The 15,761-nt window shown below is 67.2% G+C and carries 11 protein-coding genes, 1 tRNA gene and 1 pseudogene; 9 read left to right on the top strand and 4 right to left on the bottom strand.

Annotation, left to right across the window (positions count from 1 at the left end):
- Positions 1-91: 91 nt before the first annotated feature.
- Entirely contained in the window at positions 92-430 is a 339-nt protein-coding gene (wblA, locus tag AB0I77_RS27215) for a transcriptional regulator WblA (protein WP_172629207.1), read from the bottom strand.
- 408 nt (positions 431-838) lie between these two features.
- Here wblA and AB0I77_RS27210 point away from each other — a divergent pair, with 408 nt between their 5' ends.
- A complete protein-coding gene (locus AB0I77_RS27210; protein ID WP_363285315.1) occupies positions 839-3,145 on the top strand; it encodes a transglycosylase domain-containing protein in 2,307 nt (768 codons plus the stop codon).
- Between the two features lie 214 nt (positions 3,146-3,359).
- Here the strand turns inward: AB0I77_RS27210 and AB0I77_RS27205 are convergent, their stop codons facing one another.
- On the bottom strand, positions 3,360-3,824 hold the full coding sequence (locus AB0I77_RS27205) for a GatB/YqeY domain-containing protein (protein WP_363285314.1): 465 nt from the start codon (positions 3,822-3,824) through the stop codon (positions 3,360-3,362).
- Between the two features lie 110 nt (positions 3,825-3,934).
- Between AB0I77_RS27205 and AB0I77_RS27200 the strand changes: the two genes are divergently transcribed.
- The 3 genes from AB0I77_RS27200 (at position 3,935) to AB0I77_RS27190 (ending at position 5,884) form a co-directional block, all read left to right on the top strand.
- Positions 3,935-4,861 carry a metallophosphoesterase gene (locus AB0I77_RS27200; protein WP_363285313.1) on the top strand — a complete coding sequence of 309 codons (927 nt, stop codon included), beginning with the start codon at positions 3,935-3,937 and terminating at the stop codon, positions 4,859-4,861.
- 129 nt (positions 4,862-4,990) lie between these two features.
- Positions 4,991-5,776, top strand: coding sequence for a Pr6Pr family membrane protein (locus AB0I77_RS27195; protein WP_363285312.1), 786 nt, complete (start codon positions 4,991-4,993; stop codon positions 5,774-5,776).
- Positions 5,777-5,810: 34 nt separating this feature from the next.
- Positions 5,811-5,884, top strand: a tRNA-Pro gene (locus AB0I77_RS27190).
- Positions 5,885-6,129: 245 nt separating this feature from the next.
- On the opposite strand, the gene AB0I77_RS27185 is transcribed toward AB0I77_RS27190, so the two are convergent.
- Entirely contained in the window at positions 6,130-10,725 is a 4,596-nt protein-coding gene (locus AB0I77_RS27185) for a hypothetical protein (protein WP_363285311.1), read from the bottom strand.
- Positions 10,726-11,071: 346 nt separating this feature from the next.
- On the opposite strand from AB0I77_RS27185, the gene AB0I77_RS27180 reads away from it, so the two are divergent.
- Both AB0I77_RS27180 and AB0I77_RS27175 read left to right on the top strand, forming a co-directional pair.
- Complete coding sequence (locus tag AB0I77_RS27180; protein WP_363285310.1) at positions 11,072-11,602, top strand: hypothetical protein; 531 nt, start codon at positions 11,072-11,074, stop codon at positions 11,600-11,602.
- Positions 11,584-12,729, top strand: coding sequence for a hypothetical protein (locus AB0I77_RS27175; RefSeq protein WP_363285309.1), 1,146 nt, complete (start codon positions 11,584-11,586; stop codon positions 12,727-12,729). Before AB0I77_RS27180 ends, AB0I77_RS27175 begins: the two co-directional genes overlap by 19 nt.
- Here AB0I77_RS27175 and AB0I77_RS27170 read toward each other — a convergent pair.
- Positions 12,659-13,345: a PE-PGRS family protein gene (locus AB0I77_RS27170; protein ID WP_363285308.1), complete on the bottom strand. Its 687-nt coding sequence runs from the start codon at positions 13,343-13,345 to the stop codon at positions 12,659-12,661. The two genes, AB0I77_RS27175 and AB0I77_RS27170, sit on opposite strands and share 71 nt — an antisense overlap.
- 289 nt (positions 13,346-13,634) lie before the next feature.
- Here AB0I77_RS27170 and AB0I77_RS27165 point away from each other — a divergent pair, with 289 nt between their 5' ends.
- The 3 genes and pseudogenes from AB0I77_RS27165 (at position 13,635) to AB0I77_RS27155 (ending at position 15,424) form a co-directional block, all read left to right on the top strand.
- A complete protein-coding gene (locus AB0I77_RS27165; protein ID WP_363285307.1) occupies positions 13,635-14,123 on the top strand; it encodes a hypothetical protein in 489 nt (162 codons plus the stop codon).
- A gap of 170 nt (positions 14,124-14,293) precedes the next feature.
- Positions 14,294-14,545 (top strand): annotated as a pseudogene (locus AB0I77_RS27160) (DUF2182 domain-containing protein); the annotation flags it as partial.
- A 222-nt stretch (positions 14,546-14,767) separates the two neighbouring features.
- Positions 14,768-15,424, top strand: a complete 657-nt coding sequence (locus AB0I77_RS27155) for a DUF1326 domain-containing protein (protein ID WP_363285306.1) — start codon at positions 14,768-14,770, stop codon at positions 15,422-15,424.
- Positions 15,425-15,761 lie beyond the last annotated feature (337 nt).

The following is a 15,761-nucleotide window of genomic DNA, read 5'->3' as shown; positions in this document are numbered from 1 at the left end:
TGCCGTAGCCGTAGCGCGCCTATGCGCCGAAGCCGTAGCGCCCGGTGGTGCCGTAACCCCGCGTAGGGCCTTGGCGCCCGGCGATGCCCCCTCAGCCCACCGCTGCGTAGTGCTCGTAGACCTCGTCGTCGTCGAGAGGCAGAATGCCCGCCCCCCGCTCGTACTCCGTGCGCGCAGTCTCAAGGAGTCGGCGCCATGAAGTGACAGTCGGCCGCCTGCGCAGCAACGCGCGGCGTTCCCGCTCCGTCATCCCTCCCCACACGCCGAACTCGACGCGGTTGTCCAGCGCGTCGGCAAGGCACTCGGTCCGCACCGGACATCCGGTGCACACCGCCTTGGCCCTGTTCTGCGCTGCTCCTTGAACGAACAGTTCATCTGGATCGGTAGTGCGGCAGGCCGCCTGCGCACTCCAGTCGGTTACCCAGCCCATACCGGCGCCGTCCTCTCCCGAATCGAGGCTCCCCCACGGCGGCAGCGGCATATTCACCGCCGCCAGTTGAGGACGTTACGGAAGGTGGGCACAGCGCAACACCCCCTTCGGGCCCAATCTTGAATGGCCCGAACGGACTATGGGTAAGCGGCAGATCACCCGGGGGAGTGAGCTGGCGACATACGTGACTGTTCCGGCAAACCGGGACAGTTGCATGGCGTCACAACGGACGCCGGGTGACACACAAGGCGGATTCGGACACGTGCCCAACAAAAAAGTTGGGTGCCGACCGGAACGATTCGGGGTCGCCGGACGTATTGATACGTAGCCCTACTGCTGTGACAGTTGAGAGCAGCTTAGGCCAAGGCCTATACGCGTGTCCGGCGAATGAGAACGTAGGCTGCCCCCATGCCAAAAAAGCGCTCGGGCGGTGGTCTGACCTCCACACAGCAGGCCGCCAAGTTCCTCGGAGTCAGTGTGCTCGCGGGAGCCGTGATGGCCGGCATCGCGCTGCCTGCGGCCGGCGCGCTCGGACTCGCGGCCAAGGGATCGGTGGAGAGCTTCGACGAGCTCCCGGCCACCCTCAAGGCACCGCCGCTGAGCCAGCGCACCACGATCCTCGATGCCAACGGCGGCCAAATCGCCACGGTCTACTCGCGCGACCGCACGGTGGTCGGCCTCAAGGACGTCGCGCCGGACATGCAGAAGGCGATCGTCGCGATCGAGGACTCACGCTTCTACAAGCACGGCGCGGTCGACCTCAAGGGCGTCCTGCGCGCGCTCAACAAGAACGCGCAGAGCGGCGGCGTCTCGCAGGGTGCCTCCACGCTCACGCAGCAGTACGTGAAGAACGTCTTCGTGGAGGAGGCGGGCGACGACCCGACGAAGGTCGCGCAGGCCACGCAGCAGACCCTCGGCCGCAAGATCAAGGAGCTGAAGTACGCGATCCAGGTCGAGGAGGAGCTCGGCAAGAAGAAGATCCTCGAGAACTACCTGAACATCACGTTCTTCGGCCAGCAGGCCTACGGCGTCGAGGCCGCGGCCCAGCGTTACTTCTCCAAGCACGCGAAGGACCTCAACCTCCAGGAGTCGGCGCTCCTCGCGGGCATCGTCCAGTCGCCCAGCCGGTACGACCCGGTCAACGACGAGACGGAGGCCACCAAGCGGCGCAACATCGTGCTCCAGCGCATGGCCGAGGTCGGTGACGTCTCCCGGGCCGCGGCCGCCGAGGCCATGAAGCAGCCGCTGGGCCTGAAGATCAGCCGGCCCAGGAACGGCTGCATCACCGCGGTCAAGGGCGCCGGCTTCTTCTGCGACTACGTGCGCGAGGTGTTCCTGAGCGACCCGGTCTTCGGTAAGACCCAAGAGGCCCGGGCCAAGGTCTGGAACCAGGGCGGTCTGACGATCCGTACGACGCTCGCCCCTCAGGCCCAGGATTCCGTCCAGCGGTCGCTGAAAGACCGCGTCTACGAGAGCGACAAGGTCGCCGCCGCGGCCACCCTCGTCGAACCCGGCACCGGCAAGATCGTGGCGATGGGGCAGTCGAAGCCGTACGGCACCAACGTCAAGCAGAACCAGACCGTGATCAACTACTCGGTCGACGCCGCCTACGGCGGCTCCAACTACGGCTTCCCGACCGGTTCGACGTTCAAGCCCTTCCTGGCCGCGGCCGCACTGGAGGAGGGCAAGCCGCCCACCCAGATCTACCCCGCGCCGTACCAGATGCCGTACCCGGCCAAGGTCCAGACGTGCAGCGGGAAGCCCTGGGTCAACGACAAGGACTACAAGCTCGAGAACGAGAGCAAGTCCGAGGTCGGGCCCTACCCGCTCAAGACGGCCATGGAAAAGTCCGTCAACACCTACTTCGTGGAGATGCTGGCCGACATCGGCATGTGCCCCGTGGTGAAGATGACCAACGCGCTGGGCGTGGTTCAGGGCAACGGCACGAAGGTCCCCGAGGTGCCGTCGTCGATGACTCTCGGCTCCACCGGCCTCTCCCCGCTGACGATGGCGAGCGCGTACGCGGCCTTCGCCAGCCGGGGCATGTACTGCACGCCGGTCGCCATCGAGTCGATCACCCGGACCGTCGCCGGCGAGAAGAAGTCGCTGGAGGTGCCGAAGTCGACGTGCTCGCGCGCGATGAGCGAGAAGACCGCGGACACCATCAACACGCTCCTGCGCGGCGTGGTCGACTCCGGTACGGGTAAGGAGGCCGGCCTGTCGGGCCGCGAGAGCGCCGGCAAGACCGGTACGACGGACAAGCGGAAGAATGCCTGGTTCGCCGGCTACACGCCGAACATGTCGGGCGCCGTCTGGGTCGGCAGCGCCTCCCAGCAGGTCGAGATGAACCGAATCACCATCGGCGGCGTCTACCACGCCCAGGTCTACGGCGGTGACACCCCCGGCCCCATCTGGCGGGACGCCATGTCCGGCGCCCTGGAGGGCAAGACCGCGGAGAACTTCAACCTCGTCAACATCCCGGACCCCAAGAAGAAGGGCGACGGCGATGGGAACGGCAACGGAAACGGGAATGGCAACGGGAACGGGAACGGGAACGGCGATGACGACGGCGGCTTCATCGGGGGCCTGACCGACGGCGGCACGGACGGCGGCACGGACGGCGGCACGACCCCGGATCCCACCTTCTCCATCCCCGAGGGGTTCTTCCAGGGGCAGACGAATGGGGGGAACGGGAATGGCGGGGGGCGTGGGTGAGGCGGTGCTCTGAAAGCGCCTGAGGTCGCCGGAGATCGCCGGTGAACGGGGACGGCCCCTTTTCCCGTACGGGGAGAAAGGGGCCGTTTGTTGTTAGGGACTGTTTGGGCCCGCAGGTCACCGGAGTTGACGGGTGACCGGAGTTGACGGGTGACCGGAGTTAACGGGTGACCGGAGTTAACGGGTGACCGGAGTTAACGGGTGACCGGGTTGGTCAGCCGGCCAGGAGTTTCTTGACCGCGGCGGCGACGCGGCCGCCCTCGGCCTGGCCCGCGACCTTCGGGTTCACGATCTTCATGACCGCACCCATGGCACGCGGCCCCTCGGCACCCGCCGCCTTCGCCTCCTCGACGGCCTGGGCGACGATGGTGTTCAGCTCCTCGTCGCCGAGCTGCTTGGGCAGGTACGTGGCAAGCACCTCGCCCTCCGCCTTCTCCCGCTCGGCGCTCTCGGCGCGACCACCCTGCGCGAAGGCGTCCGCGGCCTCGCGGCGCTTCTTCGCCTCGCGCGTGATCACCTTCTGCACTTCGTCGTCGGAGAGCTCGCGCTTCTGCTTGCCCGCGACCTCCTCCTTGGTGATCGCGGTGAGCGTCAGCCGGAGCGTCGAGGAGCGGAGCTCGTCGCGCTCCTTGATGGCGGCGTTGAGGTCTTCCTGCAGCTTCGACTTGAGCGTGGTCATGGGTTTGATTGTCGCAGGTACGGGCGGCTCGGTGCCCGCTCATTTAGGGGCAGTGGGGGACGGGGACACCGGCAGGGTCTCGGCGTCTGCCGGTCTGACACGATGGTCGTATGCGCGCGCGATACGGAGTACCCCTGTCCATTGCGGCGGCCGGCGCCGCCGGTCTGGTGTATTCGGCGGGTTTCGAGGCCCGCTCCTTCCGCCTCCGACGAGTGACGGTCCCCGTCCTCCCTGCCGGGATGCGCCCCCTGCGCGTGCTCCAGGTCTCCGACATCCACATGGTCGGCGGCCAGCGCAAGAAACAGCGCTGGCTGCGCTCGCTGGCCGGCCTGCGCCCCGACTTCGTGATCAACACGGGCGACAACCTCTCCGACCCGGAGGGCATCCCTGAGGTCCTGGACTCACTCGGACCGCTGATGGAGTTCCCGGGGGCGTACGTCTTCGGCTCCAACGACTACTACGGCCCCAAACTCCGCAACCCCGCCCGGTACTTGTTCGAGAGGGCCCAGGGCCGTTACGGCCTGAACGGCAACCCGCCCGCCGTGAACGCGATCCACAACCCCTGGGAAGACCTGCGGGACGGCTTCGACGCGGCGGGCTGGCTGAACCTGACGAACACCCGGGGCACGCTGAAGATCGAGGGCGCGTCGATCGAGCTCACGGGCCTGGACGACCCGCACATCAAACGGGACCGCTACGCACAGGTGGCCGGCGGCCCGTCGGCCGACGCCGACTTCTCGATGGGCGTCGCCCACGCCCCGTACCTTCGGGTCCTGGACGCCTTCACGGCCGACGACTACCCGTTGATCCTGGCCGGCCACACCCACGGCGGCCAGCTCTGCCTCCCCTTCTACGGCGCCTTCGTCACCAACTGCGACCTGGACACGGACCGCGTGAAGGGCCTGTCCACGCATACGGCGGAGGGCCGTACGGCATACCTGCACGTGTCGGCGGGCTGCGGGACGAACCGCTACACGCCGGTACGGTTCGCCTGCCCGCCGGAGGTGACGTTGTTGACGTTGGTGGAGCGGGAGTAACCGGGTTACTGGGTGTTGGCGGGTGTTGGTGGGTGTTGATCAGTCGGGGGGTCATGACAGTGAGCCGGGGTTAACCCACCCGGCCCGCCCGTATCGCCCCTTTTGTCGACCCTGCTTAGCGTGAGGGGCATGACCGCCCCGATACCCAGGGACATCCCTGACCTGCCCGCCCTCCCGGGCATGCCCACGCTGCTGCCCACGCCCGTCCCCGCCACGGCGGTGGTGACGCCTGTACGCCGCCCCCTGGTCGCCGTGTACCGCCTCCTGATCGCCCTCTCGGCGGCAGCGGGCGTGACGATCGAGCTGCTCCTGGGCAGCCCGGCCCAGGTCGTCAGCTACTTCGCGATCCAGAGCAACGCCCTGCTGGCACTGGTCCTCGTGTTCTCGGCCGGCCGGGCCTGGACGGCCCGCCGCCCCCTGCCGTCCGCCCTGACAGGCGCGGCCCTGCTCTACATCACCATCACAGGCCTGGTGTACCACCTGCTCCTGGCGAACCAGGCGAGCCCCTTCGCCCTGACGGGCGAGGCCGCGACCGCGACGGGCTGGCACGCGCTCTCCAACGCGCTCCTGCACACGGCGGTCCCCGTAGCGGCACTCCTGGACTGGCTCCTCCTGACGGCCCCCGACCGCCTGCACCTGCGCCAGGCGAGCACATGGCTGCTGTACCCCGTCGCCTACCTGGCGTTCTCCCTCATCCGCGGCGAACTGCTCGCCCCCGGCACACCCGGCCGCTACCTCTACCCCTTCCTGGACGTCGACCACCACGGCTACAAGAGCGTCCTCGCCAACGCCCTCCTCCTCGGCCTCTCCATCTACGCCCTCGCTCTCCTCCTCGTAGCCCTCGACCACCTCCGCCCCAACCCGACCCGCCACCGCCCGAAAACCGGATTTCGCCTCGGGCCACCGGTGGGCTAAAGTAAACGACGTCGCCGCGACGAGCAGCGACAATCGGGGTGTGGCGCAGCTTGGTAGCGCGCTTCGTTCGGGACGAAGAGGTCGTGGGTTCAAATCCCGCCACCCCGACAGCTGTAACACCAGGTCAGGGGCCTGATCCGCATCGCGGGTCAGGCCTCTGAGTGGTTCCGGGGACCGTTTTGGGAGCCGTTTGGGAGCCGACTTCATATCCCGGCTCCCAAACGACTCCCATCACCCCGTCGCCAAGGCCGCTCGATCACTCACCAAGCACGGCGCGCGGGAAGCCGTGCTCTTCGTCCCTCACGATCGTCAGAGCGTGTGTGAGCATCCGCGCGACGCACGGGGCAGACCTCTCACACCCCGGCATCCGGCCATTGCCACAAGGTCGCGTCGGCATCCGCGTCACGTACGCCCTTCAGCTTCACGTCAGCCATGGATTCGACCTCGAAGAAGCGCAACGGATCAGTGATGATCCGCAGCGTCGGGACTCCCCTGCCCTCCTCCAGGTTCGAGGCGATGACGAGCGAGTAGTTGCTTCCCTCTGCAAGCGCACGCGTGAGTTCCGCGCTGGTGAGTGAGACGTCGGCGGGCTCAGACCCGCCGTGAGCCTTGATCTCGTAGAAATGGCCTGTTGAGTCGACGGCGTCCGCCCCCAGTCGTTGAAGACCTCGCTGGTCTTCCAGCGTCCTCCCGCTCTCGCCAAGAATTCCGGCAAGCAATGCCAGGACGGTCTTCTCCTTGTCCCGGTCCTGGTAGCCGAGCAGCCCGGAGCGCTCGTTGGGTGCGGCCCCGCCCTGGCGTGGTTGCGGCAGGGAAGCTGCACGTCGGCCTTTCGAGGAGGACGCGGAGCGAGGCTGCGACGGGGAAACAGTACGGGTCGCCTGTGGACTACGCGCTTGCAGTTCGGCCAAGGAGACCAGCTTGCGAGGCTCAGCCGACGGCGGGATGGGTGGGGACGCCACGCCAGAAGGCGTGGGAGTCAGCAGAGGCGCAGGGGTCGACGGAGGTGACGGGACTCCGGTGGGTGGGTTCACCGGACCGCCCGGTTGGGCCGGAACCACAGGGCCCGAGGGCCTCGACAATTCTCGCTTCCGCAATTGCGAGGCCAAACGCTCGCGGTCCTCATGGTCTTGCTGGCCGGACGGGACGAGCGGGGTGACGGGAGCGTCCTGCGGCCGGTCCTCCTCCCAGAGATCACGCCAGCGGTGGCCGACGTGAGCGCGCTCCGCGGAGAAGAGGGCGGCCACGGCCAACCCGCCTCCCCGGGTCGTCTTCAGCGCCTCGGGGTCACTGACGAAGAGCGCCTTGGCTTCCCTATCGACATGTGCATCGACCGGGACCTCGATCACGTCATGGCCCTCGCCCAAGTTCAGCCGAATCCGCAGCCCCGGCAAGACTCGTACCTCAAGCTCCATAAGCCACGCCCAGTCCGTGAAAGCCTCAGCGGCGGCCGGCTCGTCCCGTACGAGAATGTCCTGCAGACTGGTAACCGCCCACCGGAAGCCCTCGGTCATCTGCCGATCAGGGCGAGCACGGTCCGGAGCGACGACACACGCTTCCGACGCCTCCATCCTGTGCACCTTGAGAACACCCAACAGGCCGGCGAATTGCTGCAGATCTCCGCCGGGCTGCCAAACGTGAAGGTGCTCGCCGAGCGTGCGCGCGATGGCGGGGTGGTCTACCGCGTAGACGGGCCGCTCCTTTGTCCAGCCGAGGGTGGTGCGGAGCGGCAGCCAGCGCAGCTTGGCCCGCAGGCCGAGGGAGACGGGGCCATCAGCCGAAGTGACCGTGTCTGCAAGGGACCTCAACGCCTCCAGCATCACACGCTGCTGGTCGGCCTGGAGCTGAGCGCCGGACTGAGCGATCTCCTTCAGCACATCAGCGAGGTCCTCGGGCCTCGGCTCCTCGATCCATAGAGCGTCCCAGAGCGGATTCAACTCGGGGTCAGGGATGGTGAAAGGCCGGAAGCCGCGCAGGATCGTGGGACCACGGAAGCAGTCGCTCGGCCTCCGCCACCCCTGGTCGGTGAGCACGAAGTCGGTGCGGTTGAAGGCATCCCGGACCTTCCTTCGCAGCTCGTTGTGGGACGTTCCCGGCGCCTCGCTCCTCAGCCGCCCCGCCAGAGCCTGATAGACGAGATAAACCTCGGCCTTGAGACGGTCGTCCACCAAGCCAGGGGCCGTGGAACGCTTCCGAAGTTCCCGCAATCGATTGATCAGTTGAGGAACATCAGGGTCTCCGTTCACCCCAAGAGCGGCCAGGACATCAACTCTGTTGGACGTGGTCTGCTGGATCGCAGGGTGCAGGTACCCCGGGTCATCCTGGCCATAGAGCGCCTGTGCGTCACGTGTGCGCAAGTGCACCTGCTGCGGAGTGCGAAGTTTGCCGCTGCTGTCCTCCAGCCAGGCCGTCTCCCGAAGGCGCCAGACCCAGAGGGCTGCCGTCTGGCCACGCACGTTCCAGCGGTGATACGCGTCCGCCGCCTGTACGTCTGCGTGTTCGGAGGAGCTGATCATGCCGGGCCTGCCAAGCGTCTGCAGCATGGCCGCCGTACGACGCCTGCGCTCCAGCGGGTTCTGCTCGGCGATGATGTGTTGCACCACAGCGTCCACGTCCGGGCTGCTGCGGTCGTCCAGCGTGTAGTACGCGCCCAGTCGGCGCAGCTCGCTCGTACGCGCAGGCGGCGACAGCCAGCAGTCACGCGACAACCCTATGCGGGAGTCCGCCTCGTACTCCTTGGTCTCCCGGCCCGGCTGAATCTCCTTGAGCCGGGGTGCGTCCGCCACCCCGAGGAGTCGAAGGAAAGCCGTACGGCTCAGCCCGCACTGCGCTTGCGACAGCAGGGTTCGGGCATATGAGCGCTGCACCCATCTGATACCGGGGGTCTTCCCCGCCGCGACGGCGAAACGATCTCCGTCCGTGCTCTCCAGCGCTTGCGGAAGGTAGGCATGTGCGGGCTGCACCACGCACGGCTTTTCGTTGCCTTCGCGGTCGTGCGTGTAGCCGTCCAGGAGCACGGCCCGTCCAATGCCGGGGCCGAGTCGCTCACGTACCTTCTTCGATACTTCGCCCAAGCCCCGCTGGATGGCGACAAGTTGCTCGACTTCGCATGCGGTGTCACCTCCGATTCGCCTGCCCGCGCGTCCCATCCGTTCGATTCGGCGCAGTACGGCCGCGGTGTCATCACGCCGTACGAGGCAGTCCTGTTTCCGCAGCCATTCAAGGACATGTTGGGACCACTGCGAGTTCTCCGCGTAACCGGCATGGAGATTCACGACGATACCCAGCGCGTCCAGCGGGCTGGTGCCGCGTAGCTCGTCGTCCTGGTACTCCGCGAACGCGACGCCAGTTGCTGTAGGTCGCAGACGCCGGCCATCGGAAGCAATGACGCACGGCTGGCTGCGCAGCAGGTAGCCGAGGTCCTCCTCGATGGCGACCGCCGTGAGACGGATGGTCTGCCCGATGTCGTACTCGGTGTCGTCGAGTGAGATGAGCGCGTCCCTCACCCGCACTTCATCGGCGAGTTCTGCGGTGCCTTCGCAGCGCCAGTCCGTCAGGACCTCGCGCCACAGGTGAGCACCGTCGCGGGCGCGTCGCGGAAACGTACTCGACAGCCCGGCAAGCAGGGCAATGTCCTTGTCAGCCAGCACTCCCGACAACTGCGGCTCCTCAACGGCAAGCGCCGAGAGTGGCTTCGTGGTCCCGTCCGGGCAGGGCAGGGAGATCCGGGACGCCAACCACGTGCGGGAACGGTCGACCAGCGCCGCCCGGATGCTGTCCTGGAGCCGGGTGGGTGACGAGGGGCCGGAGGGTGAAGGCAGCGGAACGAGGTGCCAAGCCGAAGGTTCGACGCCGCTGAGTACGTCGAGGACGGCAGCAGCCCAGAGGTCCGCGACCAGTGGGACGAGATCCTTGTTCCATCGGCTGGCAGCGAATCCTTCACGGCTGACGACGGGGTCGAACTGGGCGTGCACGCGGGCTGCGGTTCTCAACTCAGCCACCGGTAGCCCTGCGTGCACACTTCCCCGTTCCGGTCCGAGCACCGGCAGCGCGACGGCGACCGGCGTGGAGGATCCCACCGCCTTGTGCCGACGGGTACTCGTGCCGTGCGGTGTGACGTGGGCGTCGTAGACCCGCCACAGTGCTCCACTGGTCGTCCTGGCCTCACGGACCCGGACATCCGCTTCCTCACCGTCGATACGAAGGCTTCGTCGATCGATCTCCGTCCAACTCAGCCTGAGCGTCACTGGCGACGTCTCGTCATCGGGTTCCTGATCGTCCGGGCAGTCGCTGAGGGCTTCGACTCGCGTCACATGCCGGAGAAAGAGCAAGGAGCTGTCGTTCCACGTCTCGAACCACTCGAAGAGCTCCGAGGCGGACAGTACGCCGGTGGCTAGGGGGATTCGGAAGACCGTCCAGTCGGGCCCCGCGAGTTGTTCCGGCACCATCAACGGCTTGACCGCCTGAATCGACAGATCGGCGAACCGTACGTGGAAGGGGCGGCAGTGAACCTCCCAGGTGGTCGCCAGGGCGCGCAAGGTCGCCAGCCCGATGCCGAATCGTCCCGTGGCCTCCGCGTCGGAGGTCTTTCCGCTGAGCCACGGCAAACCGAGCAACAGGATGTCGGCCAGGCGCACGCCTTTGCCATCGTGCGCGATCAACAACTCCTTGGGGCGCCAAATGAATCGGACTTGGGAGGCCCCCATGTCATCGGCGTTCTGCACCATTTCGGACAAGACTTGCAGCCGGTCCGATGACAGGGTTTCTGCACCCCTCTGCCCTCCCTCGGCCATCAGCCGGAAAACGCCGGGCCCAGTCCGAAGTCCCTCTTCAAGTAGCCCCACCGCGCAAGCGGCCTGTTCAACGGTCTCGACATCGATACCCGGATCTGTACGCGGATCCGACAGCAGTGCTTCCACTGCCGCGATGAGCTCCCCATCCTCGTTCACCCGAGTCTCCTCCCCATGGGCCGTTTTCGAGAGCGCCCCCACGCCCAGCCAAAGCCTCACGGCAGATGGCACTCCGTATGGCCATGCCCGGCGAAATCACGCCAAAGGCCGGTAACGCAGAGCCCAGCGCCAGCCCTCCGGTCACAGGGCAGACCGTGCGCTGCGATCCGAGCAAGCACACGGCCCTCAGCTCACACCACAGCGGGTGAAAGACCGGAATCAACTACTCCTGGGGCCCGGTTGTCAGACCAGCATGCTAGAGGCGCCGGACGCTGACGCTGACGCATTCGTGCCCGTTGAACTCGTAGGTCCCCAAGACGAATAGCCCTGTCTGGCTTGTGCCGAGGTGACCACAGACAGTACGGCGATCGCCATGCACCCATGGTCTCCGCTAAACGACCGGCAGCTCGCACTCCTCACCCGCATCGAGGACGGAACCGACCCCGTCACGTCGGACAGCACCGAGCTCTCTCTTACCGCCCGCGCGCTCAAGGAGCGGCGCCTGATCACCATGCCCAAGCAGAATGGGAAGTGGCAGGCAGAGATCGCGGACGCGGGACGCTTCTACCTAGAGCACGGCCATCACCCGGACCGGCCGGAACCGGCACCGCGCAAGCGACGTTCGAAGGCTTCTGAGCCAAAGGCGCTACCGGCTTCTCGACCGCAGGAGCAAGCCACGGCCCCGCCCACGACGAAGTCGGCGCCGCAGCGTGCCGCCAAACCCCCACAGCCGTCGCCGGCGGAAGTCGGCGCCGCTTTGATCGCGGAGGTTCAGCAGGCTGGGCGGTTCCTCCGGATCCCGAATCCCAGCGCCGAGGAGCGGGCCCGCTACCGCAGAGCGTTCGACGCAGCCCGGCAGTGTGCGGGTACCACCTGAAGTACAGCGGGCGGGCGAAGGGGGACTTCTTCCTCGGCCTGCTCAGGGTGACCGGCGAGGACGAGACCGAGTGGAATCGGATACGGCTGGCGCGCAGTCGTGTGATCACCGATGGCGAGGACGTGATCGCCGCAGTCACTGCAGACCACAGCGTCTTCGGGATCTCGGGGGATGTGCTCCCCCGGGTGCTCTCGCTGCTCCGTCTCCTCGCCGAGCAAGCCCTCTCACGCCACGGCGAGATCGCGGTGTCGATGAAGCGCAGGCAGCCGAGGCCGCTGCTCACCGTCCACGGCAGGACGTACGAGATCAGCTTCCGCGAGGGGCAGAAGCAGGTCCGGTACGTCCCCAAGCAGCCGGGCCGCCGTACGTACGACTGGCAACGCGTCACCCCAGCCCAGAAGTTCGAGCCGTCCGGCGAACTGGAACTGCTGGTCAGCCAGCAGTCGGACTACAGCTACGGCTGGAAGAAGGAATGGGCCGACACCGCCAAGATGCCGTTGGAAGAGCAGATCGGTTCAGTCTTCAGGGCGTTGAAGGCCCGCGCGGAGGAGCAGGAGCGGGCTCGGCCGGAACGTGAGGCGGAGCAACAGCGCCTGCGAGAGGAGCGGGTGCGACAGGAGGCCGAGCGCAGGCGCCTGGAAGCGGAGCGGGAGGAGCGCGAGCGGCGGGAGTGGGAGGCCGCCGTCAGTGTGGCTTCGATCAAGGCGGTTCACACGGTACGGGCCGAGCACTTCGGTACGGCCCTTGAGAGGTGGCAGGCTGCAGGAGAGATCCGGACGTTCTGCGCCGCTCTGGATGAAGCCGCCGCCGCGTCGGAAGGCGCCCTCGAAACCGAGAGACTGCGAGAGTGGTCGGCTTGGGGGAACGCGGAGGCCGACCGGCTCGACCCCACCCTTGGCGGCAAGGGCCTGGCTTCTCTCAACTTCCACGCGGAGCCGACGGGAGATCAACTGCGGCCGTTCCTCGACGGCTGGCACCCACACCGGCCGGAGAAGGGGAAGAAGCCCGCTACACAGCCGGCGCCGCCCAAGGCGGAGCAAGATCCGTGGCGCGGTCTCATCGACGCACGTCAGGATCAAGGCTGGAGATATGGACGCCAAGGTCGCGCTCAATGGTGGAGGCGATGACTCCGTGGCCGCGGTCGCGTAGGGCCTTGACCGCCATCTCGACCAGCTCTCCGATCCGGATGACCTCGGCGCGCAGGGCAACCAACTCGTCGTAGCGCTCCGCCTTGTCCTCACCGCACCACTCCCGCACCGTGCGCAGGACGGCTGCCTCCTCTTCCAGCTTGCGGTGGTCCCGACGCTGGTACGAGTAGTAGGCGGGGCGAGCCCGCTCCTCGTCCACTGCCTGCTGCTTGCGGTCCACCTCGGGCAGGATCTCCTCCGCCAGGCGCCGGGCGACCTGCCGTGCGATCCGCTCGGTAACCGGCCAGCCCACCGTGCAAAAGCCGTTGCGGTCCTCATGGACCACGGGATCGCCTCGTAGTCCGGTGGGATCCGCGCCAACAAGCGGTGCCGTCTCGTCGAGGTGGCCCAACTCCAGGACCCCCGCGTCAGCCACCGCCCTACGCAGACGCAAGCGGCCCTTGGGCCGGACGAAGCCGAGGATCATCCGGGCCGCCTCGAACTCCGTGCTTCCCCGGACCTCCCTCGACACCTCGGCCAGAGCCAGCTCCGCCGTGTCATCCGCCCTGAAGGACTCGACGTCATTCCACGAGGCCACCAGGCAGACGGGGCTCACCCACTCCTGCAGGCCAGCCTCATCACCGTCCAGGAACCGGACGTGTACGCGCGCCCTGATCTTCCAGAGCCGCGGACTCGGACGATCTCCACTTGGCGCACCGCGCCACCCAGCTCCTTCGGTGTGGCCCGATACGCCCAGCATTCCCCGGTCTCCATACGTCCATTGAGCCAGGTCGACGACACCGCCACGCACCAATCAAGAGATCCGAGGTATGTCTGATTTCCGCCGTCCCCCCGGCAGAAACCTGAGAGAAGATCACGGTCAGCTGCTTCCAGGGGGATCTCACATGACCGACCAGCACAACCGCACCTGCGGGCGCCCGACCCGCTCCGGTAACCCGTGCAAGGTCCGGATATCGGGCTCGGACGTGGCGTGCGGCACGCATGCCACGGAGCAGGACAAAGCCGTGGCCGAGGCCCACCGACGCGGATGGAGCGAAGGCTACAAATCCGGCAGCGAGAGCAGCGCGAGCTTTTCCAAATCCCGGATCGAACGACTGGAACAGCGCGTCAAAGAGCTTGAGGAACAACTGGACGACGCGAAGCGCGTGTACGAGATCGACGGCCATCAGGTTGTGGATGTCGGCGGATACGCCTACCGCTGGCGCGGGAGCACCCCGCTTGAGGTTGGCGACCGGGTACTGGTGCCCGAAAACTACGTGAGTCGCATGAAAAACGGACCCGGCCCCACCCTGGGCGTTGTGAGCAAGCTCGGTACCACCTATCGCGGACCGCTGTCCGACATCGTCAGGCGGGCGCCGGCAACGGGCGGGTAAGAGGACATTGGGCACCGTGTCAGCGGAGACTTCGGCACGGCGTGCCACGTCTTGTGCCCTGATGACTGCCAGTGCTTTTTGGCCCACCGCCTTGGCTCGAACCTCGAAGATCATGGCCCCAACGGCGCGCTTCGCCGGCCAGGTCCACCCCCATCGACGAGCTGCGTATCGCGGCCCTGGCCTTCACCGGCGGCTTGGTGGACGACCATCCGACCGCCGGACGCTGGATCGGCTCGATCGCCTTTCTGCTGGGCGGCCTGTACCAACTCGGTCCCCTCAAGCACGTTTGCCTGCGGCGCTGCCGCGATCCGCTGAGCCATCCGGTCCGCGACCTGTGGGTGGGCGCCCACCGCGGCGGCTACTGTGTCGGCTGCTGCGCCGGACTGATGGTCGTCCTCATTCCGCTCGGAGGGCGGTCACTTCCCTGGCGCTCCCGCCGACTCGTCAGATGTGGGTCCGTTCGATGAGCGGCTCGGCGCCGCTGCCCACCGCAGGGGCGATCGGCGACGTGGGCCGGTTTCCCGGCCGGGGCGTGAGGTGCAAGCTGGAAGGGAGGCCACCCTCCCGGTCCCGGGAGCGGGCTCGGGATACGCGGTCTCGCGATTCCGAGTGAGCTCTTTCGGGCTCGGCAGGAGGGAAGCGAGATGGCAGAACAGGCCACCACAGTTGCGCGCTGGCACCTGGCCGGCGACTGGTTCGACGTGTGCAAGTGCGCCATACCCTGCCCTTGCACGTTCGCGCAGCCCCCGACCTACGGTGACTGCGAAGGCGTACTGGTCTGGCACGTCCGGGAAGGCAACTTCGGCGACGTACGGCTCGACGGTCTCAACGTCCTGATGCTCGGCTCCTTCGAGGGCAACCCGTGGGCCGGCACGCATACCGATCCGTACGCCGCGGTATTCCTCGACGACCGCGCCGACGACCAGCAGCGGGCTGCACTCGGGGCCGTCTTCGGCGGTGAGGCGGGCGGATGGCCGGCACAGTTCGGGGAGATGTTCCACCCCGAGATGCGTGGCATGGACATCGCCCCCATCCACGTGGAGATCGACGAGGACCTTGCCACCTGGCGAGCCGAGATCCCAGGCCTTGTCATGGCGACGGCCGAGGCTCTCACCGGCCCGACCACCCCGAACGGCGCACGCGTCCAGGTCCACAACGCCCCAGGCGCCGAAGTGGGGCCGGGCCAGATCGCCACGTGGGGCCGGGCCACCGTCGACCGCGCCGACGCATTCGGCTTCTCCTGGGAACGCTCCGGCAAATCGAGCAAGTACTTCCCATTCGACTGGAACGGCCCTGACTGAAGAGTCGGCTGCCCGGCCGGGCTGCGTACGACGGACGCCCTGGAGAAATCAGTGCGGCGGCTGAGGGCACTCGATGCAGTACTTCGCGTCCGTGGCGCAGGGATCGGGAGTTCCGGTGGCAGGTCTCACCCCAAGGCGGCGCCACATCGTCGCGTGCTCGTGACGCACTACGCCGCAGAGGCCGCGTGAAGAAGCGAGCCGGCGAGCACCGACGGCGCCCGCTTCGTCGCAGAGGGGTGGGGTGTCGCTGTGCGCGGATTACTCGCTGCGGATCCTGGAGCCTGGATCGTTTGCGATTCGAAAGAGTCCTGCTCAGGCAGGCGCTGTGGGGTGAGGT

Source organism: Streptomyces sp. NPDC050619 (assembly GCF_040654815.1).
Lineage (GTDB): Bacteria > Actinomycetota > Actinomycetes > Streptomycetales > Streptomycetaceae > Streptomyces.
Note: the sequence above shows the minus strand (reverse complement) of the source record. Positions and strands in the feature narration are given on the sequence as shown.

Coding starts and splice junctions, on each gene's coding strand:
- wblA (WP_172629207.1), bottom strand. CDS start 430: ATGGGCTGGGTAACCGACTGGAGTGCGCAGGCGGCCTGCCGCACTACC.
- AB0I77_RS27210 (WP_363285315.1), top strand. CDS start 839: ATGCCAAAAAAGCGCTCGGGCGGTGGTCTGACCTCCACACAGCAGGCC.
- AB0I77_RS27205 (WP_363285314.1), bottom strand. CDS start 3,824: ATGACCACGCTCAAGTCGAAGCTGCAGGAAGACCTCAACGCCGCCATC.
- AB0I77_RS27200 (WP_363285313.1), top strand. CDS start 3,935: ATGCGCGCGCGATACGGAGTACCCCTGTCCATTGCGGCGGCCGGCGCC.
- AB0I77_RS27195 (WP_363285312.1), top strand. CDS start 4,991: ATGACCGCCCCGATACCCAGGGACATCCCTGACCTGCCCGCCCTCCCG.
- AB0I77_RS27165 (WP_363285307.1), top strand. CDS start 13,635: ATGACCGACCAGCACAACCGCACCTGCGGGCGCCCGACCCGCTCCGGT.
- AB0I77_RS27155 (WP_363285306.1), top strand. CDS start 14,768: ATGGCAGAACAGGCCACCACAGTTGCGCGCTGGCACCTGGCCGGCGAC.